This is a genomic window from Nocardioides sp. CCNWLW239 (assembly GCF_037137035.1).
Taxonomy (GTDB): domain Bacteria; phylum Actinomycetota; class Actinomycetes; order Propionibacteriales; family Nocardioidaceae; genus Nocardioides.
Genome location: NZ_JBBBNW010000002.1, coordinates 813,728 through 833,589 on the forward strand (window position 1 = coordinate 813,728; position 19,862 = coordinate 833,589).

The window sequence follows — 19,862 nt, forward strand, 5'->3', positions numbered from 1 at the left end:
AAAGATCCACACCCGCCGTGCGCCCCCCATGGCGCACGGCAAGGAGACAACTCTACCCCCGACATGGGGTTATGCGGACACGGAGGCCGGCAATCGATCACCGTGGCGAATCGGCTGTCCGCCGGCCCCGCCGTCGCGGGACATCCCAGTTGGATCAGTCGATCGGGCGGTAGGTCACCAGCGCACCGCTGAAGGTCCCATCGGCGGTGCTCACCGTCACCTTGTACGTGTCGCCGGGGAGGAGCAGCCAGGACAGTCCACCGCCGAACGACTGGGGATCGTTGCTCCGGTAGCTGGACTGGTCCTCCCAGTCCGTGTGGACCGCTTCGACCTGCATGTTCACCGGCGTGGTCGGTCCTGGCCCCAGCAGGATCGAGGCCACCATCGGCTCCGAGCCGACCACGATCTCTTTGGTGAAGGTGCGGGTGCCGGCGGGAATCGGGTCGGACACGTCGTTCTGCCAGACGATCCCGTACCCCTCGAAGACGTTCTCCTCCTCGAGACCTGGGAGCGGCTCACTGGTCGATCCCTGTCGGTAGGCGGCCGCCCCGAAGAGCGCGCCCGACAGGTTCTCCGGTTCGCGGGTCTTGCTGTCGCGGCTGGTGAAGACGCGGACCTCATGGCGACCTGGCCCGACCCCGTCGACGCCGTCGGGGAACGACAGACCTCCGGCGCCGGCATCCTCACTGATGTGCTCGTAGTCGTCCTCGCCCAGGCAGTCGGCCCCGGCGACGAACCTGCCGTCGATCTCGAGATGAAGCCAACCTCCGGTGTCGGCGTAACAGACCATCGGAATCACGATGCCGTCCATGTCGCCCTCGAACTCGAACGTCGCTTCGGGCCTCCCCTCCTCCGCGATCACGCCGGCGAGCATGGTCCGTTCGCCGATGTGCTCGCGGAAGATCACGCCACGATCGGAGATCCCCTCTGGCTCGGCTCCGGTCCGGTCGTAGATCCCCACGGTCACGTGGTGCTCCTGGCCTGCCGGAGTTCCTGAGACCCAAGTCGACACCATGCTGTTCGAGCTTCCCTCGACAGGGACCGCCCGGCTGGTTCCGTCGCCCTGAATCCGCACCAGCGGGACACCGTCGACGGCGACGGTGACGATGCCGTCGCCCAGACCCTCACCTGTCACGACCACGGCATGCGGTCCCGCCGGGAAGTCGGTCTCACCTCCTCCCGCACCGTCTCCGTTGGTAGCCACATCGGCGACGAGCCGATACTCGAACCCGTGCACGCTGACCTGCCTCGGCAGCGCGGCAGGCGCAACGAGATCGGCTCCCGGCAGCACGAGCACGGCGGCACCGACCACGGCTGCCACGACGGCGGCGAGGGCGGCCATGGAGCCGCGGCGCCGCGTACGGACCTGACGGATCCGCTGGTGAACCGAACCGCTGCGAACGGCTACCGGATCGTCGGCCTGGTCCGCGTGCGCGGCCAGCGTCGTACGGAGGTCGTCGATGGTGTTCATCAGTTCTCCTCCTGAGCCGGAGCGAGGGCGGGGTCGATGCGGAGCTTCGCGAAGGCCTTGGAGGTCTGGGACTTCACGGTCCCGACCGAGCAGCCGAGCAGGTCGGCGGTCTGCGCCTCGGTGAGGTCCTCGAAGTAGCGGAGGACGACGACCGCGCGCTGCCGCCGCGGCAGCCGGCCGAGGGCGGTCCACAGATCGTGGGCACCCTCCTCGGGGTGGTCGACCGTTCCTTCGACGAGCTCCAGGACGGGCTGCTCGCCGTTCCACTTCCGCCGCCACCACGAGGTGTAGGTGTTGACGAGGATCCTGCGGACGTACGCCTCGTGGTTCTCGATCTTCGTCCAGGCGAACCACGCCTTGGTCAGCGCCGTCTGCAGCAGGTCCTCGGCGAGCGCGTGGTCACGCGTGAGGAGATAGGCGGTACGCAGCAGCGCACCCGATCGCGTCGCCACGAAGTCGTCGAAGTCGACCGTCGCGACGCTCACCTCACGCCTGCGCCCGGTCGGCGCGATGGCATCCGTCGTCATGTCCATCCTGACCGTGTGAGTGGCCAGGATGGTTGCCTCACGCCGTCGGTGTTTGTCGAGACTATTTCTTGCGGCTCAGGAAAGCGGTCATGGCCTCGCGGGCCTCGTCGGAGCCGAAGAGGCGGGCGGAGAGGGCTGCCATCTCCTCGCCGCCGGCATCGATGTGCTCGACCAGGCCGCGGACCATGAGGCGCTTGGTCTCGCGCAGGCCCTGAGGGGAACCCTGGAGGAGGGACGAGGTGATGGCGGCGACCTCGTCGTCGAGGGAGTCGGCGGGCACGGCGACGGTCAGGATGCCGATGCGGGCGGCCTCGGCGGCGTCGAACTTGTCGCCGGTGAGGAAGTAGCGCGAGGCGGCGCGGGAGTCGATCCGGGGCAGGATCGAGAGGGAGATCGCGGCGGGGGCCAGGCCCAGGCGGACCTCGGTGAGCGCGAACGAGACGGTGTCGGCGGCGATCGCGATGTCGGCGGCAGCCACGAGCCCGAGGCCACCGGCTCGCACGGGTCCCTGGACCTTCGCCACGACCGGCTTGGTCAGGGCGACGATGGTGCGCTGGAGACGTACGATCCCGCGGGTGCCCTCCTCCATGGGCACGGTCGCGGCCTCGGAGAGGTCGGCACCGGAGCAGAAGACGGTGCCCGTCGCCTGGAGCACGACCGCCTTGACCGCGGCGTCCTTGTCGGCCGCGTGCAGGGCTTCGAAGAGCTCGGTGACCAGCTGGCGGGAGAGCGCGTTCCGGTTGGCCGGCGAGTCGAGGGTGATGGTGGCGACTCCATCGGCGACGTCGAGGTGGACGAGCTCAGCGGTGGTTTCGGGCGACTCAGTCATGCGGCAGAGACTACGTGCTTGGCCGGGTGCTTGACTGGACGTGTGGACCCGGTCCTCGACGCGTTCGCCGCCATTCCCCGGGAAGGCTTCCTCCCTCCCGTGGAGCGTGGCTACGCGGGCTTCGACGAGCCGCTCCCCATCGGCCACGGGCAGACCAACTCACAGCCGCGGACAGTGGCCGACATGCTCCATCTCCTCCAGGTCGCGCCTGGTCACAAGGTGCTCGACGTCGGCTCCGGTTCGGGCTGGACCACCGCGCTGCTCGCCCATCTGACCGGGCCCGAGGGCAGCGTGGTCGGGGTGGAGCTGGAGCCGTCCCTGGTCCGGTTCGGTCGTCGGAACCTGGCCGCGACCGACCAGCCGTGGGCCCGCATCGAGAAGGCGAAGCCGGGCGTGCTCGGGTGGCCTCGGCAGGCTGCGTACGACCGGATCCTGGTATCCGCAGAGGCCGAGGCCCTGCCGAGCGAGCTGATGGACCAGCTCGCTGCTCCCGGCCGGATGGTGATCCCGGTCGCCGGACGGATGACGCTGGCGGAGCGGTCCGCGACGGGCGAGACGCGGCTCAGCACCCATGGCTGGTACCGCTTCGTGCCGCTGCGCTGAGACGCGAGCAGGTGGGGAGCCTGCTAGGCGCCTGAGATCCCGTCCTGATCGTCCTCGTCGGGAGGCGGCACCGCCTGCAGCTTGCCCGGCGGCACCGTGGGTGGCGTCTCGGGTGGCGGTTTGGTCGGGGGCAGCGGTCGGCTGAACTCGTCACGGCGCCGGATCTGCCGAGCGCTCTTGCGGAGCCAGGACGGGTCCATGACGATCTCGTGGGAGTCGCCGTCCGGCCCGTCGAACGTCACCGCGACCGTCTCGAACCCCTTGTGGCGCTGCATGAGGGCATAGCTCGCGTAGGCGCGACGGTCGGCCTCGGTGAGCTCGACGTCGTCGGTGAAGATGGTGAGCAGGGCCCGCGGCCACAGGTGACGGGCGTAGACGACGTTGACCTCGATCGAGATCACCACCATCATCGCCGCGATGTAGAGGAACGCGACCAGCCCGAGGACCAGCGCGAAGGTCTGGTTCATGCCACGGGTGGCGGCGAGCACGTGCTGGACGAACTCGGCACCGAAGTACTGCAGCACCTGCCACAGCAGTGCGAAGGTGAACGCTCCCGGCAGCGCGTGGCTGAGCGAGTGATCGCGGGTGGTGGCCATCCGGAAGACGACGCACAGCATGCCGGTGACGATCAGGACGGTGCCGAGGATCACCAGCCAGTAGCCGACGTCGACCGCCTTGAATCCGAGGAAGTCGGTGCGGCTCAGCACCAACGACAGCGTGGTGACCGAGAGGATGGCCAGACCGCCCGCGGCGAGCATGAGCAGCGACCGCACCCGCAGGAAGAGCGGATTGGGGCGGCTGTTGCGCGGCACCGACCAGGCGGTGTTGACGGCGTTCTGCAACGAGAGACCCAGGCCGAGCGCACCGTAGAGGGCGGTGATGCCACCGATGATGATCGCGCTGGTCGACCCGGTGAGCTCCTTGCGTCCGAGCTGGTCGCCGATGATCGGGAACTGCGCCAGCGCCGTGTCGAGGACCGCCTCCTGCAGGTCCGGGTTGCCCTCCAGCACGAAACCGAGGATCGAGGAGGCGAGCAGCAGGATCGGGAAGACCGAGACGAAGGCGTAGTAGGTGATGATCGCGGCGAGGTTGTTGCCCTGGTCGTCCCAGAACTTGTAGAGGACAGCCAGCGGGAACGCGACCGGCGGAAACCGGCGCTGAGCCCGATCCATTGCCGCCGCCGCTCCAGCCACAAGGTCAGGCTAACCCCTGCATGACCCGATAGATTGAACTTCGGTCCGGCCAGCAGGTCCGCAGACTCGAGGAGATGACCCACCAGATGTCCAACTTCGGCCCGCCGCCCGGGCCGCCGCCAGGCGCACCGCAGGGCCCTGCCCATGGTCCGGGCGAGCAGCCCCAGGCCCCGCCGGCCCCGCCGTGGGCCCAGCAGACGTACGTCCCCACCGGCCCGCCGCTCGCGACCTGGGGTCGCCGGGTGGGCGGGGCACTGATCGACGCGGCACTGTTGCTGCCGTTCTACCTGGTCGCCGGGGTGGGCGGCGGGCTCTCGCAGGAGTCCGGCATCTTCGTCACGGCCCTCGGCCTCCTGGTCACCGCGGCCGGCTGGCTCGGGTTCATCGGCTTCGCGGTCTGGAACCACGTCCTCAAGCAGGGCCGCACCGGCTACACCATCGGCAAGGGGGTCATCGGGATCAAGCTGGTCCGCAAGACTCCTCCCGCTGCGGGCGAGGAGGCCACGATCGGCGTGCCGATCGCAGCGGTCCGGCAGGTGCTCCACGTCCTGGACGCGTTCTGCATGATCGGCTACCTGTGGCCTCTGTGGGACAACAAGCGGCAGACCTTCGCCGACAAGATCGTCGGGACAGTCGTCATCGTGGAGGCGCGGCCGCCTCAGGTGTGACGTGATGCAGACGTGATCCGGTTCAGGCGTGTGCGCTGACATTTGCGCCGCGTTGTCGCCATACTCGGCCCATGTCTAACTACGGCCCGCCTCCTGGCGCCCCGCAGGACCCCTCCGGGGCGCCCACGCCGCCGAACCAGCCTCCCGCTCCGCCGTACGGTCAGCCCAGCGCTCCGCCGCCGCCTCCCGCACCGGGCTACGGCGCCGCACCTGGGGCTCCGACCGGTTACGGTGCCGCGCCGGTCGGTTACGGCTATGCCGCTGCGACCCCGCCGTACGCATCCTGGGGAGCGCGGGTCGGTGCCTACCTGATCGACGGGCTGATCGGCATCGCTGTGGCGATCCCCTTCTACATCGGCTACGGCATGCTCATCGGTGGCGCGGCCGCAGGCGCCTCGGAGTACGACCCGAGCACCGGGATGTACACCTCCGGTGAGCCCAACGGCGCCCTGATGGCGGTGGGCGGGATCCTGATGTTCCTCGGGTTCCTCCTCGGCCTCGCCTTCATGTTCTGGAACTACGGCCTGAAGCAGGGCAAGACCGGCTACACCATCGGCAAGGGTGTCGTCGGCATCAAGGTCATCAAGGAGGCCGACGGCCAGGTCCTCGGCACCTGGTTCTCGATCGGCCGTCAGTTCGTGCACATCCTCGACGGCATGGCGTGCTACCTCGGCTACCTGTGGCCGCTGTGGGACGACAAGCGGCAGACCTTCGCCGACAAGATCGTCAGCACCATCGTGATCGTCGAGCCGAAGCAGAAGTAGATTCAGACGTACGCATCAGGGCCGGTCGCTCTCGCGACCGGCCCTGTTCCTGTTCTGGTGCGGGATCAGTAGGACTTCGGGAGCCCCAGCGTGTGCATCGCGATGTAGTTGAGGATCATCTCCCGGCTGACCGGGGCGATCCGCCCCAGGCGCGCGGCGACGAGCTGGTTGGCCAGCCCGTACTCCACCGTCAGACCGTTGCCGCCGTGGGTGTGGACCGCGGCGTCGGTGGCGTTGCAGGCGACCTCGCCGGCGGCGTACTTGGCCATGTTGGCGTACTCCCCGGCACCCGCGTCGTCGCCGGCGTCGTAGAGCGCGGCGGCCTTCTGCCACAGCAGGCGGGCCTGCTCCAGCTCGATCTTGACCTTGGCGAGCGGGTGCGCGATGCCCTGGTGGGACCCGATCGGGGCGTCCTTCCAGACCGAGCGCTCGGAGGCGTACGCCACGGCCTTGGCGAGCGCGTAGCGGGCCATCCCGCAGGAGAGCGCAGCGCCCATGATCCGCTCGGGGTTGAGGCCGGCGAAGAGCTGCCAGATGCCGCCGTCCTCGTCGCCGACGAGGGCGTCGGCGGGGAGCCGTACGTCGTCGATGAAGAGGGTGAACTGCTTCTCCGGCGCCTCCCAGGCCATCGGGATGACCTGCTTGGTGAAGCCCTCCGAGTCGGTCGGGACCACGAAGAGCGCCGGCTTGAGCTTGCCCGTCTTGGCGTCCTCGGTGCGGGAGACGATGAGGACCGAGTCGGCCTCGTCGACACCGGAGATGAAGGTCTTCTGGCCGTTCAGGACCCACTCGTCGCCGTCGCGCTTTGCGGTGGTGGTGATCTTGTGGGAGTTGGAGCCGGCATCGGCCTCGGTGATGCCGAAGGCCATCAGGTGGGACCCGTCGGCGATCGCCGGCAGCCAGCGCTTCTTCTGCTCCTCGGTGCCGCAGCGGCCGATGATCGAGCCGCAGATCGCCGGGCTGACGACCATCATCAGCAGCGGGGCGCCGGCGGTCGCGGCCTCCTCGAGCACCGCTGCCAGGTCGCTCATGCCCCCGCCACCGCCGCCGTACTCCTCGGCGATGTTGACGCCGAGGAACCCGTTGCGGCCCATCTCGAGCCACATCTCGGTCATCTTGCCGCCCTCACGGGCCTGCTTGGCGACGAAGTCGTGACCGTACTTTCCGGCCAGCTTCGCCACCGCCTCGCGCAGCGCGGTCCGCTCCTCGGGCTCGCCAAATGGGTTGGGCACAGTTGCGGTGGTCATTCTGCCTCCTCTACGACGGCCAGCACCTCGCCGGCGGCGACCTGGGTTCCTGGTTTCACGTGGATCTGGATGAGTACGCCGTCGGACGGCGCGGTCACCGTGTGCTGCATCTTCATCGCCTCGAGCACCAGCAGCGGCTGGCCCTCGGTGACGCTGCTGCCCGCCTCGGCCAGGACGCTGACGACCGATCCCGGCATCGGCGCCAGCAGGCTGCCGGGCTGGGTCTGGCTGGCCGGGTCGGTGAACCGCGGCCGCTTCCGCAGCGCGGTGTGCCCGAACGGCGCGTCGACGTCGACACGGTCACCGTCGACCGAGACCTCGTACGTCGTGCGCAGGCCGTCCTTCTCGAGGACAACCCGGCTCTGACCTGCCTCGATGACCTCGAAGCCGTCGATGCGATAGCCGTCGCGGGTGCCGTACCACTCGACGGTCAGACCGTCCTCGGACCCCGCCCCGGAATTCGGCAGAGTGAAGACCGTCCGCTGGGGCTGGTTGGTGACGTTGCGCCAGGCGACCGGGATCCCGGGACGGCGGGTCCGCTCGGCCAGGGCGACCGCGGCGGCCACGGCGGCGCCCGGGTCGTCGACGGACGAGAGGAACGCTTCGTCCGCGAGCAGGGACGTGGTGACCTCGCCGCTGCGGAACGCGTCCGAGCCGAGGATCCCGATCAGCTGCTCGCGGTTGGTCACCAGGCCGTGGATCTTCGCGGTACGCAGCACCGACACGAGCCGCCTGATCGCGGCCTCGCGCGTCGGCGCGTGCACGATCACCTTCGCCAGCATCGCGTCGTAGAAGGTGCTGACTTCCGAGCCCGAGGTGTAACCCGCGTCGATCCGGGCGTCGCCGGGAAACTCGAGGCGGGTCAAGATCCCCGACTGCGGCTGATAGTCCGCCGACGGGTCCTCGGCGTAGAGCCGCACCTCGATCGCATGCCCGTTCACGTCGGTGGTCGAGCGCCCACCGGTGGTCGAGCTTGTCGAGACCACCGCACCCGAGACACCCTCGGCAACGGCGATCTGCAGCTCCACCAGATCGACCCCGTGGACCAGCTCGGTCACCGGGTGCTCGACCTGGAGCCGGGTGTTCATCTCCAGGAACCAGAACCGCTCCGAGGCCGGGTCGTAGAGGAACTCGACCGTCCCCGCCCCGCGGTAGTCGATCGCCGCAGCCGCGTTGCGGGCCGCCTCGTGGAGCGCCGACCGGACCGCATCGGGCAGCAGCGGCGCCGGAGACTCCTCGACGACCTTCTGGTGGCGGCGCTGCACCGAGCAGTCGCGCTCGCCGAAGACGGCGACGTTGCCGGCACCGTCACCGACGACCTGGACCTCGACGTGGCGGCCGGCCTCGACGTACGGCTCGACGAAGACGGTCCCGTCCCCGAACGCCGACGCGGCCTCGGCCTCGGCGGCGGCGATCTCGGCGGACAGCGCGTCGAGCGTCCGGACGATCCGCATCCCGCGGCCGCCACCACCGGCGGAGGCCTTGACCAGCAGCGGCAGGTCGGACTCGGCCGGGGAGGCCGGAGCCTCCAGGACCGGGACTCCAGCCGAGGCCATGATCTTCTTGGCCTCGATCTTCGAGCCCATCTGCTCGATCGACTCGGGCGCCGGGCCGACCCAGACCAGGCCGGCCGCCTCGACGGAGCGGGCGAAGTCGGCGTTCTCCGACAGGAACCCGTAGCCGGGGTGGATCGCGTCGGCGCCGGCCACCTTGGCCGCCTCGATCACCAGGTCGGCGCGGAGGTAGGTCTCGGCAGGCGTGTTTCCGGGGAGGCGTACGGCATGGTCCGCCTCGGCCACGAACGGCAGGGACGCGTCGGCGTCGGAGTGGACCGCGACCGTCTCAATGCCGAGCTTCGAGGCGGTGCGGAAGACGCGCGAGGCGATCTCGGCACGGTTGGCGACAAGGATTCGGGTGATCATGGCGCTCACATCCTGAAGACGCCGAAGTTCATGGCGCCTTCGATCGGTCGGGTGGCGATGGCGGAGAGGCAGAGGCCGAGGACGGTGCGGGTGTCGCGGGGGTCGATCACTCCGTCGTCGTAGCCGAGGCCGGAGAGGAACATCGGCAGCGACTGCTCCTCCACCATCGCCTCGACCATGTCCTTGACGCCCTTGAAGCCGTCGGCGTCGAAGATCTCGCCCTTCTTCTCGGCGGACTCGCGGGCGACGATCTCCATCACCCCGGCGAGCTGCTGCGGCCCCATCACCGCGGACTTGGCCGAGGGCCAGGTGAAGAGGAATCTCGGGTCATAGGCTCGGCCGTTCATGCCGTAGTTCCCCGCGCCGTAGGAAGCGCCCATGATCACGGTCAGGTGCGGGACGGTGGAGTTGGAGACCGCGTTGATCATCAGCGCGCCGTGCTTGATGATGCCGCCCTGCTCGTACTCCGTGCCGACCATGTAGCCGGTGGTGTTGTGCAGGAACAGCAGCGGGGTGTCCTTCTGGTTGGCGAGCTGGATGAACTGCGCCGCCTTCTGGGCCTCCTCGCTCATGAGGACGCCGCGCGCGTTCGCCAGGATGCCGATCTCGTAGCCGTGCAGCCGGGCCCAGCCGACGCAGAGGCTCGTTCCGTAGAGGGGCTTGAACTCGTCGAAGGGCACTTCGTTGTCCGGGCCGGTCCCGTCGACGATCCGCAGGATCGCTTCGCGCGGGTCAAAGGGCTCCTTGAGATCGGTCGGGATGAGGTCAAGCAGGCCGTCGGGATCGAGGTCGGGCTCGTAGCTCGCCTGGGGGAGCGGGCCACGCTTGCGCCAGTTGAGCCGGGCGACGACCCGTCGTGCCTGCCGGATCGCGTCGTGCTCGTCGACGGCGAGGAAGTCGGAGGAGCCGGAGATGCGCGAGTGCATCTCGGCGCCGCCCAGCGACTCGTCGTCGGTGTCCTCACCGGTGGCCATCTTCACCAGCGGCGGGCCGGCCAGGAAGACCTTCGCGCCCTCCTTGACCATGATCACGTAGTCGCTCATGCCCGGGACGTACGCACCACCGGCCGTGGAGTTGCCGAAGACCACCGAGATGGTCGGCTGCTTGCGGGCGGAGGCCCTGGTCAGGTCGCGGAAGCCCTTGCCGCCCGGGATGAAGATGTCCTTCTGGGTGGGCAGGTCGGCGCCGCCGGACTCGGTCAGGTTGATCGTCGGGAGACCGTTCTTCTCCGCGATCTCGGCGGCCCGGAAGGAGCGCTTGAGGGAGTACGGGTTGAGTGCCCCGCCCTTCACCGTCGGATCGTTGGCGACGATCATGCACTCGACGCCCTCGACCACGCCGATGCCGGTGATGATCGAGCCGCCGACCGGGAAGTCGCTGCCCCAGCCGATCAGCGGCTGGGTCTCCAGGAACGGGCTGCCCTCGTCCAGCAGCAGCTCGATCCGCTCCCGGGCGAGGAGCTTGCCGCGGGCCTTGTGGCGGGCGACGTACTTCTCGCCGCCTCCGGCCGCCGCCTTGGCGTGCTCGGCGTCGAGCGCCTCGATCTTCTCGAGGAGGGCTTCTCTGTTGCTCATCGATCCAGTCCCAACAGCTTGGCGGCCAGGTCCGTCATCACTTCGGTCGCTCCTCCTCCGATCGGCAGGATCCGGGCGTCGCGGTAGTGCCGCTCGACCTCGGTCCCGTGCATGTATCCCGTCCCGCCGTGGAGCTGGACGGCCTGGTCGACGACCCAGGTGCAGGCCTCGACCGCTGTCTGCTTGGCCAGCGCCGCCTCGGCGATGGTCGTCTGGGTCGACCCTTCGCGGTCATAGCGGGCGACGACCGCGTGGGTGTAGGCCTTGGCCACCTCGACTTGGCGGTGCATCTCGACCAGCTTGTGGCGTACGACCTGGCGCTTGATCAGCGGCTCCCCGAAGGTCTCACGCTGGCGCGCGTAGTCGGCGGTCAGCGCGAGGCAGCGGGCGGCGGTGCCGTAGCCCTGCACAGCCAGCGCGATCCGCTCGGTCACGAACGCCTCGGCGATGTAGACGAAGCCGGCGTTCTCCTCGCCGACGAGGTTGGCGGCCGGGACACGTACGTCCTCGAAGGCGAGCTCCGCGGTGTCGGAGCACTTCCAGCCCATCTTCTCGAGCTTGCGCGTGACCGTGAAGCCAGGCGTGTCCTTGTCGATCACCAGCAGGCTGATGCCGCCGGCGCCCGGGCCGCCGGTGCGTACCGCGGTGGTGACGAAGTCTGCGCGGCAGCCCGAGGTGATGAACGTCTTGGCGCCGTTGACGACGAACTCGTCGCCGTCGCGGACCGCGGTGGTGCGCAGGTGAGAGACATCAGAGCCGCCGTCGGGTTCGGTGATGGCGAGGCTGCCGATCTTCTCGCCGGCGAGCGTGGGCCGCACATAGGTGTCGACGAGGTGGGGCGAGCCATGACGGGCGATGTGCGGCAGCGCGATCCCGTGGGTGAACAGGCCAGCGAGCAGGCCCGAGGTGGCACCCTCCGACATCATCCCTTCGGTGACCGCGACGGTGTCGGCGAGCCCGCCACCCTCACCGCCGGCCCCCTCGGGAAACCCGATCCCCAGCAGCCCCTGCTTGGCGGCGGCCCGGTGGACCTCCCGCGGGATCTCCTGGTCGTCCTCCCACGCCTGGAGGCCGGGGAAGACTTCGCGGCGGGCGAACTCGGCGCCCAGCTGGAAAAGGTCGTTGCTCACTGATGTCCTTCCGGGACGATGTCGGTCGGGCTGAGCTCAACAGGCATGTCGACAAATCGGCTCCGAGCCCATTCGCCCAGCCCCTTGGCCTGCGGGTCGAACCGCGTCGAGGCCGCCACACCCTCACCGAGCAGGTCGTGGATGACGATGTTGACGCCACGGAGGTGCGGCAGCGGCGTGATGTCGATGGCGAGATCCTTGGCCTCGGGCAGCAGCTCCCGCACCCACTCCGGGGTCACCGTGCCGAGGAGCCACTCCACAGCCGCCTCCGGCCGCCCCTGCGGCACCCAGAGCCCAAGATTGGCATCCCCACCCTTGTCCCCGGACCGCGCGTAGACCAGCTCCCCCAGCTCTCGCCGAGACGTCGCCCCCGTCGGCCGAGACGTCGCTCCGGTCGGCCGAGAGGTCACCCCGGTCGACGCGCGTGACGCTTCGGCCGACGTACCTGACGCTTCGGCCGACGTGCGTGACGCTTCGCGCGACGTAGCCGACGCTTCGGCATAGGCGAGGGGGGCGGGAACCTCGTAGGTCGAGCCGTCAGGGAGGTGGACGGTCTCCGGGGCGCGGTCGCGCCGGACGTACGCGGCCTTGTAGATCCCGAACGGAGACGGCCGTCCCGGAGGCGCGGTGACGTGGAAGCCCGGGTAGGAGGCGAGGGCCAGCTCGATGGCCGGGGCCGTCAGGGCGCGGCCGACGGCGTCGGCGTCGGCGGCGCGCGCGGAGAGCCGCAGGATGCAGGCAGCCCCCTCCTCGGTCGGGGAGTCGGGCGCGGGGATGCGGTAGGTCGACCAGGTGTAGTCCGGCCCGATCGGGAGCTCGGCGTCGAGCTGGTCACGCAGCCAGGCGGCCTTGGCATCGATGTCGGGTCCGGTGAGCACGAACTCGGTGGAGTTGCGGTAGCCGCCGAGAGAGTTGACCGCGACCTTGAGCGTGGCAGGTGGCGGGGTGCCGGTCACTCCGGTGATCGCGACCCGGTCGATCCCGACCTCCTCCAGCCGGATCGAGGTCAGGTCGGTGGTGACGTCGGGGCCGAGGTAGAGCGGGCCCTGGATCTCGTAGAGCAGCTGCGCGGTGACCGTGTCGACGGTGACCGTCCCGCCGGTCTCGTCCTGCTTGGTGATGATCGAGGAGCCGTCGACGGCGATCTCGGCGACCGGGAAGCCCAGCGGACGCGCCCGGGCCTGCGGCGACATGGTCAGGAACCCGGAGAAGTTGCCACCGGTGGCCTGGGTTCCGCACTCGATCACGTGCCCGGCGACAACGGCGCCGGCGAGCTCGTCGTAGGAGTCGCGCTTCCAGCCGTGGTGCGCGATCGCCGGCCCGACGACCACCGACGCGTCGGTCACCCGGCCGGTGACGACGATGTCGGCCCCGGCGTCGAGAGCGTGCGCGATCCCGAAGGCACCGAGATAGGCGTTGGCGGTCAGCGCGTCGGGGTGAGAGTCGAGACGACCCCGGAGGTCGTCGCCGTCGACGTACGCGACCTTCGCGGAGGTCCCGAGCGCCTCGATGGCGGCAGCGAGACCGGCGGGGTTGAGGCCACCGGCGTTGGAGACGATCTTGACGTCGCGCTGCAGGGCGAGGTCGACGCAGTCCGCGACCTGGCGCAGGAAGGTCTTGGCGTAGCCGGTCGACGGGTCCTTGAGGGCGTCCTTGCCGAGGATGAGCATGGTGAGCTCGGCGAGATAGTCGCCGGTCAGCACGTCGAGCCGGCCGCCCTCGAGCATCTCCCGCATCGCCGAGAACCGGTCCCCGTAGAAGCCGGAGCAGTTGCCGATGGTGATCACTTCTTGGGCCTCCCGCCCCCGGCCGGACCGGCGAACGCCTGGGCGATCGTCAGCCACCGCTCGGCCTCGTCCCCGGTGGCCTCCAGCGCGGTGTCGTCGCGGTGGATGCGCTGGGTGACGAGTCGCGCGAAGTCGTACGCCGGGCCGCGGACGCTCTCCGCCGCATCCTCGGGCCCCCACTCCCACTGTTCACCGGAAGGCGCAGTGAGCGACACCCGGAACGGCGATCCGGGCGGCGTCAGGCCGTGCACGCCATAGGCGAAGTCCCGGGTGCGGGTGCCGAGATGGCAGACGTGCTTGATGCGGTCGGTGGGCTCGTAGGTGAGGCCGAGTGCCTCACGTACGTCCAGCCCGTGGGCCCAGGTCTCCATGAAGCGCGCGGTCGCCATCGAGGCCGGCGACATCGGCGGACCGAACCAGGGCAGCTTCTTTCCGTCCGGCACGTTCGCGAGCGCCCCGGCGAGCTCACCGCGTACGCCGTCCCAGTGCTCCAACAGCTCGGTCGCCGGCATCGTGGCCAGCGCCAGTGCGGATTTGTCGACAAATCCCTCCGGATCACCCAGGGCCTCGGTGACCAGCTCGTCCCAGGCGGTGGCGTCACCCGCCACCCACTCGGTCGCGGCGAGCGCGGCCTCGTCCGTCCAGGCCAGGTGGGCGATCTGGGCGGCGACGTCCCAGCCCTCGGCCGGCGTCGGCTCGCGCCACCCGGCCTCGCTCATCCCCGCCACCACCTGGCGCAGCTCGAACCCTTCCAGGGAGAGGTCCTCGAGAAGTTGATCCAACAGACTCATGAAAGCTCTCTTTCCAGGACCTCGGCCCATCGATCGAGAATCCGCTCACGGCGAGCGGCATCGTCGGAGATCGTGTCGGCCAGACCCAGGCCGCGCACCATGTCGAGCGTGGCCTGCACGAGCTCGCGTACGCCGGGTCGTGCCTCGTCCACATCGAGCAGCTCGACCGTGAGCCGATGGAGCTCGCGGCCGATGTGCTGTTCGAGAGGCCCCACAGCGGCGGCGAGCTGCTCGTCGGTGCGCGCAGCGACCCACAGCTCCAGGGCGGCGGTGAAGACCGGCGAGGTGACGTGGTCGGCGAGCATGGCGAGCACCTGCCGCGTACGCCGCCCGCCCTCGGGAAGCGTACGAGCCGCTTCCTTGAGGGCCTGTCCGCGAGCCTCGGTGATGTGCTCGACCGCCGCGACGACGAGGTCGTTCTTCGCAGGGAAGTGGTGCAGCTGGGCACCGCGGGAGACCCCGGCCCGCTGGGAGACGAGAGTCGTCGACGTGCCCGCGAAGCCGCGCTCGACCAGCAGCTCGACGGTGGCGTCGAGGAGCCGCGCCCGCATCGCGCGGGTGCGCTGCTCCTGGGGTACGCGGGTGGCCTGGCTCACAGGCAGGCACTCTGCCGGGCCAGAAACAAACAGTCAACCCTGACTGTATATTTCTGAGACGTCGATCCCGCAGGCGGAAGCGGAACGTCCGGAACCGGTTCTAACGTCGGTCACATGGCTATCGCACGCAACCCGCAATGGGTCATCGACTGCCCCGACCCGGCAGCCCTGGCCACCTTCTACGCCCAGCTCCTCGGCTGGGAGACCAAGGTCGACGACGACGGCGGCTGGGCCAGCGCCTGGGGCGACGGTGGGTCCCTCGACTTCCAGCGCGTCGAGAACTTCCGCGCTCCGCAGTGGCCCGGCCAGGACGTACCTCAGCAGACCCACCTCGACGTCACGGTCGACGACCTCGACTCGGCGGAAGAGGCCACCCTCGCCCTCGGTGCCACCAAGCACGAGGTCCAGCCCGGCACGACCTTCCGCGTCTTCCTCGACCCGGTCGGCCACACCTTCTGCCTCTGCCAGGCCTGATCCCCTGCCGAGCCGTCGCCCCGTCGGCCGAGGCGTCACGTGCGCGAATCGAGTTGGCACCAGCGTGCCAACTCGATTCGCGGGAGCGACGTCTCGGCCGACGTAGCTGACGCCTCGGCAGTTACTCGACGCGAGCGACCATCGGGAGCCGGCTGCGGGTGGTGACCGCGACGATCAGCGCGATCAGCAGCGGAAGGCCGATCATGACGACGCCGATCAGCGTCCACGGGATCTCCAGGTAGTGCGCGGCCACGTCATCACGCATCGGCCACGACTCGGCGGTGAGCGGATAGCTGACCGCGATGCCGGGGACGAACCCGATGATCGCGCCGGGGACCGCACCGAGGAGCGCGACGACGATCGCGTACGCAGCAGCGACCCCTCGCCGCGTACGCGTCCTGGCTCCGACCGCCGACAGGGTCGCCAGGTCGGGACGGGCGTCGTTGAGCGCCAGGTGCGTCGCGGTCAGCGCGCCGCCGATCATCAGCACCGCGCCCAGGGTGACCAGCAGCAGCCACACGATCACGGTGGAGTCCTCCTGCTGGAAGCCCCGCTCGACCTGGATGGAGGTCGAGAGCTCGCCGGCGGCGAGCGCCTCGTTCAGGTCGGTCTCGGCGGCGGCGCTGATCCTGGCGTCCTCGACGTAGAGCCCGTTGACCTGCGGGACGGCGCCGATCCGCTTCACCGTCTCCGGTGTCGCGATCGCGTACGCAGGTGCGGCCCGGTCGCCGACGTCGACGAACGTCGCCGGCACGCTGACCGCGGCGACCTCACGCTCCGTGCCGGCGTCCTCGGAGTACTCCGTGACGACCAGGCGTGCGGTCCGGGAGGACTCCAGCGCGTCGTCGGTGGTGAAGACCACGATCCCGGACGAGCCCAGCGTCTTCTCCGCGGCGGCGACATCGAGCTCCGGCAGCGATCGGGTCACGAACTCGGGCACGGTGCCGTCGTCCCCGGCGACGACGAGCTCACCGAATCCACCGCCGATCGTGTCCAGGGCGACCTCACCCCCATCCCCCGTCTGCACGGCCACATAGCCGTCAGCGAGACCCACGCCGGTCGTCGGCGTGACCGTCGAACCCGGGCTCGCCTTCTCGATCTTCGTGGCGACGTCCTGCCACTGCGCCTCGGCGGCGACCTGACCGTCGTCGGTGATGGCGTGCCGAGGCTGCACCACGGCATCGCCGATGGCGAAGGTCGGGAGATAGGTCGCCTGGTTCTGCTCCTGGTCGCTGCCGAACGCGATCCCGAGGGTGACCACCCCGACCACGGTCACCGCGATGGCGCCGGCCGCCGGAACGGTCCGGGTGCGGTGCCGGTCGGCGTCTCGGGTCGCGAAGCGGATCGCCAGCGGCATCCCGGCGCTGAACCGGGCGGCCCAGGACACCAGCACCGGGAGGATGAAGAGCAGCCCGGTGACACAGAGCAGGACACCGAGCGCGATCGGGACTCCGCTGAGCGCGTTCTGGGTGCCGAAGGCAGCCGAGGCGCACCCGGCGACGACCAGCACGATCCCGATGACCGGCGACCGCCGCGACGGCCGGCTCTCCGAGCGGCGCCCGGACAGCACGCCGACGACGTTCTGGCGCGACGCGATCCAGGCCGGTACGACGGCTGCGCAGATCGCGGCCGCGAACCCGATCGCGGCAACAGCCAGGATCCGCAACCACGGCACCTCGAACGGCCCGAACCAGTCGGACACCTGCGCCTGGGCGAGCGGTTGCAGCAGCCGGCCGAGCCCGATCCCGAGGACCGCACCCACGACAGCCGCCACCGCACCGAGGACGATCGCCATCCCGAGCAGCACGCGCCGGGACTGACGGGCCGTGCCACCGGACGCCGCGATCAGGGCGAGGTCACGGGCCTGCCGCCTCGCCGCCACCGCGAATGCCGGTCCGGCGAGCAGCACCACCTCGAGCAGCACCATGACCACGATGAGGACCACGATCACGGCCTCGGCCGGATCCGGCGCCTCCATCGGCGGACGGAGCTCCCGATCGGCGGCCAGGGCGGCCTCCGACGGGTTCTCGGCGACCGAGCGCGAGAGCACGAAGGCACCCTCCGCGTTCAACTCCTCGACATCGCCCCAGGTGATCGGCTCGCCTCCGACGAGCCAGGTCGGGACGTCGAACGATGACGCCATCGGCAGGTCCAGCCCGGCGACGAAAGGCTCGTTGCGCACGGACGCCGACTCGACGATCCCCACGATCTCGCGGACCTCCTCGGTGCCGGCGCCGGGGATCCGAAGCTCCTCGCCGATCCCCGGCCCGCGCTCGGCGAGGGCCGCGTTGACCACGACCTCGCCGGTCCCCTGCGGGAGACGACCTTCGGTCAGCTCGGTCAGCCCGGCCGCGAGCGGGTCGTTCAGATCGATCCGGAGTCCGCTCGCCCAGGTGACACCTCTGTCGGTGCGTACGTCCAGGCCGTAGTCGTTCATCGCGAGCACCGGCCGGTCTCCGACCGCCGCGCGCAGACCGGCCTCGTCCAGCGGCCCGTCCCCGGTCTCCTCGACCCACTCGGCCGCGTTGTCGGGGTCGATGCCCTGCCGGACCTGTCCCGGACTCTGCGCCTCCACCCGCGCGGCAGCCTCGGTGCCGAGCCGACGGTCGAGGCCCTCGATCGTGTCGACGTCATAGGTCTGGTACGTCACCGCGACCGCGGTGACCCCCGCGACCGGCAGCGCGATCATGAGGACGACCAGCAGGCTGCGCCACCTGGCGCGCCTGGCCTCCCGCTGTCCGATCCGCAGCGCGAGCCGCCACCCGGCGAGGCGCCCGCTCATCCGTCCACCTCGGCCGCGAAGACCGTGCCCGGCGTCTCGCCGGCCTCGTCGACGACGACGCCGTCGCGCACGTAGATCACCCGGTCGGCCCAGCTCGCGTAGCGCGGCTCGTGGGTGACGAGCACCCCGGCCGCACCCGCGTCGCACCGCGCACGGATCAGCTTGAGGATGTCCTCACCGGTCTCGGTGTCGAGCGCGCCGGTCGGCTCGTCGGCGAGGATCAGGCGGCGCTCGCCGACGATCGCCCGGGCGATCGCGATCCGCTGCCGCTGACCGCCCGACATCTCGTCGGGGAACCGGTCGTCGAAACCGTCGAGCCCGACCTCCTCGAGGGCGACCCTCGCCGCCGCCTGTGCCGAGCGCCGGCCGGCGCCGTCGAGCTCCAACGGCAGCGCGACGTTCTCGGCCGCCGTGAGGGCCGGGATCAGGTTGAAGTCCTGGAAGACGTAGCCGATCGAGGTACGCCGCAGCTTCGCGCGTCCGCTGATCCCGGCCTCGCCGAGGTCCTGGCCGTCGACGGTCACCGACCCGGAGGTCGGCGAGTCGAGGCCGCCTGCGATCGTCAGCAGCGACGACTTCCCGGAGCCGCTCGGCCCCATGATGGCGACCAGCTCACCGGCGTACGCTGCGAGGCTGACCCCACGCAGGGCGTGGACCTCGGCGGCGCCGGTGCCGTGGACACGGCTCACGTCGGTGAGCCGGAGGACGGGTTCACTCATCGGTGGACTCCTCGGTAGTGGGACCCGCTTTGACGGGTGTTGCATGGATGTGGCGGCTCAGCCGCTCGCGAGCATCGGCGAGCCAGCGGTCGCTGTCGTGGCTGAGGCGGCGCAGGTCGTGGGCGAGGGTGGCGTTCATCGGTCCCCTCCGTCGGCGGGCTCCGGCGCGGTGCTCGTCGCAGCCGCCCGGCGCAGCCGGGCCTCGCAGTGGTCGAGCCAGCGGATCTCGGCCTCGGCGGCGAAGACGAGCCGGTCGAGGACGAGCCCTCCGGCGAGGTCGTCGCCGGCGCCGGAGCGCGCCTGGCGGCGGTATCCCTGGAGCGCCTGCATCGTCGCGTTGCGCTGCTGCTGGACGACCTTGCCGACGTCCACGCTCGGCACCGCGACGGCGACCGCGAGCTTGATCGCGAGCTCGTCGCGCTGTGGCTGCGTACGCTCCACCGGGGTGTCGAACCACCCCTTCACCTCGACCTTGCCGGCCTCGGTGAGCTGATAGAGGGACCGTCCCTCCGCGTCGGTCCCTCCGGCCTCGACGAGGCCGTCCCGCTCGAGTCGCGACAGGGTCGTATAGACCTGCCCGACGTTCAGCGGCCAGCTCGCCCCGGTGCGCTGCTCGAACTCGGCGCGCAGCTCGTAGCCGTAGCGCGGCTTCTCCAGCAGCGCCAGCAGTGCGTGTTTCACGGACACTCGATCACCCCCTCTGGTTACTTACTCAGTATGTATATACCGAGTATGCACCCCCTCGCAAGCCGACATCGCCCTGAGGCCGACAGCAGGACCGACGG

At 70.1% G+C, this 19,862-nt stretch carries 19 protein-coding genes; 4 read left to right on the forward strand and 15 right to left on the reverse strand.

Annotated features, from left to right (window positions below):
• Positions 1-154: 154 nt before the first annotated feature.
• The 3 genes from WBG06_RS09840 to WBG06_RS09850 all read right to left on the reverse strand — a co-directional run bounded on the left by WBG06_RS09840 (position 155) and on the right by WBG06_RS09850 (position 2,827).
• Positions 155-1,471: a hypothetical protein gene (locus WBG06_RS09840; RefSeq protein ID WP_336736403.1), complete on the reverse strand. Its 1,317-nt coding sequence runs from the start codon at positions 1,469-1,471 to the stop codon at positions 155-157.
• A complete protein-coding gene (locus WBG06_RS09845) occupies positions 1,471-1,998 on the reverse strand; it encodes a SigE family RNA polymerase sigma factor (protein ID WP_336736404.1) in 528 nt (175 codons plus the stop codon). The genes WBG06_RS09840 and WBG06_RS09845 overlap by 1 nt, the downstream gene beginning before the upstream one ends.
• A 61-nt stretch (positions 1,999-2,059) precedes the next feature.
• Positions 2,060-2,827, reverse strand: coding sequence for an enoyl-CoA hydratase family protein (locus tag WBG06_RS09850; protein WP_336736405.1), 768 nt, complete (start codon positions 2,825-2,827; stop codon positions 2,060-2,062).
• A 42-nt stretch (positions 2,828-2,869) separates the two neighbouring features.
• On the opposite strand from WBG06_RS09850, the gene WBG06_RS09855 reads away from it, so the two are divergent.
• Positions 2,870-3,430 (forward strand): protein-L-isoaspartate O-methyltransferase family protein, encoded by a 561-nt coding sequence (locus WBG06_RS09855; protein ID WP_336736406.1) that lies wholly within the window; start codon positions 2,870-2,872, stop codon positions 3,428-3,430.
• Between the two features lie 23 nt (positions 3,431-3,453).
• On the opposite strand, the gene WBG06_RS09860 is transcribed toward WBG06_RS09855, so the two are convergent.
• A complete protein-coding gene (locus tag WBG06_RS09860; protein ID WP_336736407.1) occupies positions 3,454-4,602 on the reverse strand; it encodes a YihY/virulence factor BrkB family protein in 1,149 nt (382 codons plus the stop codon).
• 95 nt (positions 4,603-4,697) lie between these two features.
• Here WBG06_RS09860 and WBG06_RS09865 point away from each other — a divergent pair, with 95 nt between their 5' ends.
• Entirely contained in the window at positions 4,698-5,291 is a 594-nt protein-coding gene (locus WBG06_RS09865; protein WP_336736408.1) for an RDD family protein, read from the forward strand.
• A 71-nt stretch (positions 5,292-5,362) separates the two neighbouring features.
• Entirely contained in the window at positions 5,363-6,055 is a 693-nt protein-coding gene (locus WBG06_RS09870; RefSeq protein WP_336736409.1) for an RDD family protein, read from the forward strand.
• A gap of 65 nt (positions 6,056-6,120) precedes the next feature.
• Here WBG06_RS09870 and WBG06_RS09875 read toward each other — a convergent pair whose 3' ends face one another.
• From WBG06_RS09875 to WBG06_RS09905, 7 genes are read right to left on the reverse strand one after another with little or no spacing between them, the layout of a single operon-like run.
• Positions 6,121-7,302, reverse strand: coding sequence for an acyl-CoA dehydrogenase family protein (locus tag WBG06_RS09875; RefSeq protein WP_336736410.1), 1,182 nt, complete (start codon positions 7,300-7,302; stop codon positions 6,121-6,123).
• Positions 7,299-9,224 carry an acetyl/propionyl/methylcrotonyl-CoA carboxylase subunit alpha gene (locus WBG06_RS09880; RefSeq protein WP_336736411.1) on the reverse strand — a complete coding sequence of 642 codons (1,926 nt, stop codon included), beginning with the start codon at positions 9,222-9,224 and terminating at the stop codon, positions 7,299-7,301. Before WBG06_RS09880 ends, WBG06_RS09875 begins: the two co-directional genes overlap by 4 nt.
• A gap of 5 nt (positions 9,225-9,229) precedes the next feature.
• Positions 9,230-10,798: an acyl-CoA carboxylase subunit beta gene (locus WBG06_RS09885; protein WP_336736412.1), complete on the reverse strand. Its 1,569-nt coding sequence runs from the start codon at positions 10,796-10,798 to the stop codon at positions 9,230-9,232.
• Positions 10,795-11,928, reverse strand: coding sequence for an acyl-CoA dehydrogenase family protein (locus WBG06_RS09890; protein WP_336736413.1), 1,134 nt, complete (start codon positions 11,926-11,928; stop codon positions 10,795-10,797). Before WBG06_RS09890 ends, WBG06_RS09885 begins: the two co-directional genes overlap by 4 nt.
• Positions 11,925-13,715, reverse strand: coding sequence for an acyclic terpene utilization AtuA family protein (locus tag WBG06_RS09895; protein ID WP_336736414.1), 1,791 nt, complete (start codon positions 13,713-13,715; stop codon positions 11,925-11,927). Before WBG06_RS09895 ends, WBG06_RS09890 begins: the two co-directional genes overlap by 4 nt.
• Positions 13,712-14,506, reverse strand: a complete 795-nt coding sequence (locus WBG06_RS09900; protein ID WP_336736415.1) for a TIGR03084 family metal-binding protein — start codon at positions 14,504-14,506, stop codon at positions 13,712-13,714. The genes WBG06_RS09895 and WBG06_RS09900 overlap by 4 nt, the downstream gene beginning before the upstream one ends.
• Positions 14,503-15,102, reverse strand: a complete 600-nt coding sequence (locus tag WBG06_RS09905) for a TetR/AcrR family transcriptional regulator (RefSeq protein WP_336736416.1) — start codon at positions 15,100-15,102, stop codon at positions 14,503-14,505. Before WBG06_RS09905 ends, WBG06_RS09900 begins: the two co-directional genes overlap by 4 nt.
• A gap of 114 nt (positions 15,103-15,216) precedes the next feature.
• Between WBG06_RS09905 and WBG06_RS09910 the strand changes: the two genes are divergently transcribed.
• Positions 15,217-15,576: a VOC family protein gene (locus tag WBG06_RS09910; RefSeq protein WP_336736417.1), complete on the forward strand. Its 360-nt coding sequence runs from the start codon at positions 15,217-15,219 to the stop codon at positions 15,574-15,576.
• Positions 15,577-15,697: 121 nt separating this feature from the next.
• Here the strand turns inward: WBG06_RS09910 and WBG06_RS09915 are convergent, their stop codons facing one another.
• The 4 genes from WBG06_RS09915 to WBG06_RS09930 are packed head-to-tail and all read right to left on the reverse strand — an operon-like array spanning position 15,698 to position 19,764.
• Complete coding sequence (locus tag WBG06_RS09915) at positions 15,698-18,358, reverse strand: FtsX-like permease family protein (protein ID WP_336736418.1); 2,661 nt, start codon at positions 18,356-18,358, stop codon at positions 15,698-15,700.
• Entirely contained in the window at positions 18,355-19,122 is a 768-nt protein-coding gene (locus WBG06_RS09920) for an ABC transporter ATP-binding protein (RefSeq protein WP_442945425.1), read from the reverse strand. Before WBG06_RS09920 ends, WBG06_RS09915 begins: the two co-directional genes overlap by 4 nt.
• A complete protein-coding gene (locus tag WBG06_RS09925; RefSeq protein WP_336736420.1) occupies positions 19,070-19,216 on the reverse strand; it encodes a hypothetical protein in 147 nt (48 codons plus the stop codon). The genes WBG06_RS09920 and WBG06_RS09925 overlap by 53 nt, the downstream gene beginning before the upstream one ends.
• Entirely contained in the window at positions 19,213-19,764 is a 552-nt protein-coding gene (locus WBG06_RS09930; protein WP_336736421.1) for a PadR family transcriptional regulator, read from the reverse strand. The genes WBG06_RS09925 and WBG06_RS09930 overlap by 4 nt, the downstream gene beginning before the upstream one ends.
• Positions 19,765-19,862: the final 98 nt, after the last annotated feature.

Bases quoted from the DNA above. Each gene is read 5' to 3' on its own strand.
- WBG06_RS09840 (WP_336736403.1), bottom strand. From the start codon at position 1,471: ATGAACACCATCGACGACCTCCGTACGACGCTGGCCGCGCACGCGGAC.
- WBG06_RS09845 (WP_336736404.1), bottom strand. From the start codon at position 1,998: ATGACGACGGATGCCATCGCGCCGACCGGGCGCAGGCGTGAGGTGAGC.
- WBG06_RS09850 (WP_336736405.1), bottom strand. From the start codon at position 2,827: ATGACTGAGTCGCCCGAAACCACCGCTGAGCTCGTCCACCTCGACGTC.
- WBG06_RS09860 (WP_336736407.1), bottom strand. From the start codon at position 4,602: ATGGATCGGGCTCAGCGCCGGTTTCCGCCGGTCGCGTTCCCGCTGGCT.
- WBG06_RS09865 (WP_336736408.1), top strand. From the start codon at position 4,698: ATGACCCACCAGATGTCCAACTTCGGCCCGCCGCCCGGGCCGCCGCCA.
- WBG06_RS09870 (WP_336736409.1), top strand. From the start codon at position 5,363: ATGTCTAACTACGGCCCGCCTCCTGGCGCCCCGCAGGACCCCTCCGGG.
- WBG06_RS09875 (WP_336736410.1), bottom strand. From the start codon at position 7,302: ATGACCACCGCAACTGTGCCCAACCCATTTGGCGAGCCCGAGGAGCGG.
- WBG06_RS09880 (WP_336736411.1), bottom strand. From the start codon at position 9,224: ATGATCACCCGAATCCTTGTCGCCAACCGTGCCGAGATCGCCTCGCGC.
- WBG06_RS09885 (WP_336736412.1), bottom strand. From the start codon at position 10,798: ATGAGCAACAGAGAAGCCCTCCTCGAGAAGATCGAGGCGCTCGACGCC.
- WBG06_RS09900 (WP_336736415.1), bottom strand. From the start codon at position 14,506: ATGAGTCTGTTGGATCAACTTCTCGAGGACCTCTCCCTGGAAGGGTTC.
- WBG06_RS09910 (WP_336736417.1), top strand. From the start codon at position 15,217: ATGGCTATCGCACGCAACCCGCAATGGGTCATCGACTGCCCCGACCCG.
- WBG06_RS09915 (WP_336736418.1), bottom strand. From the start codon at position 18,358: ATGAGCGGGCGCCTCGCCGGGTGGCGGCTCGCGCTGCGGATCGGACAG.
- WBG06_RS09920 (WP_442945425.1), bottom strand. From the start codon at position 19,122: ATGCAACACCCGTCAAAGCGGGTCCCACTACCGAGGAGTCCACCGATG.
- WBG06_RS09925 (WP_336736420.1), bottom strand. From the start codon at position 19,216: ATGAACGCCACCCTCGCCCACGACCTGCGCCGCCTCAGCCACGACAGC.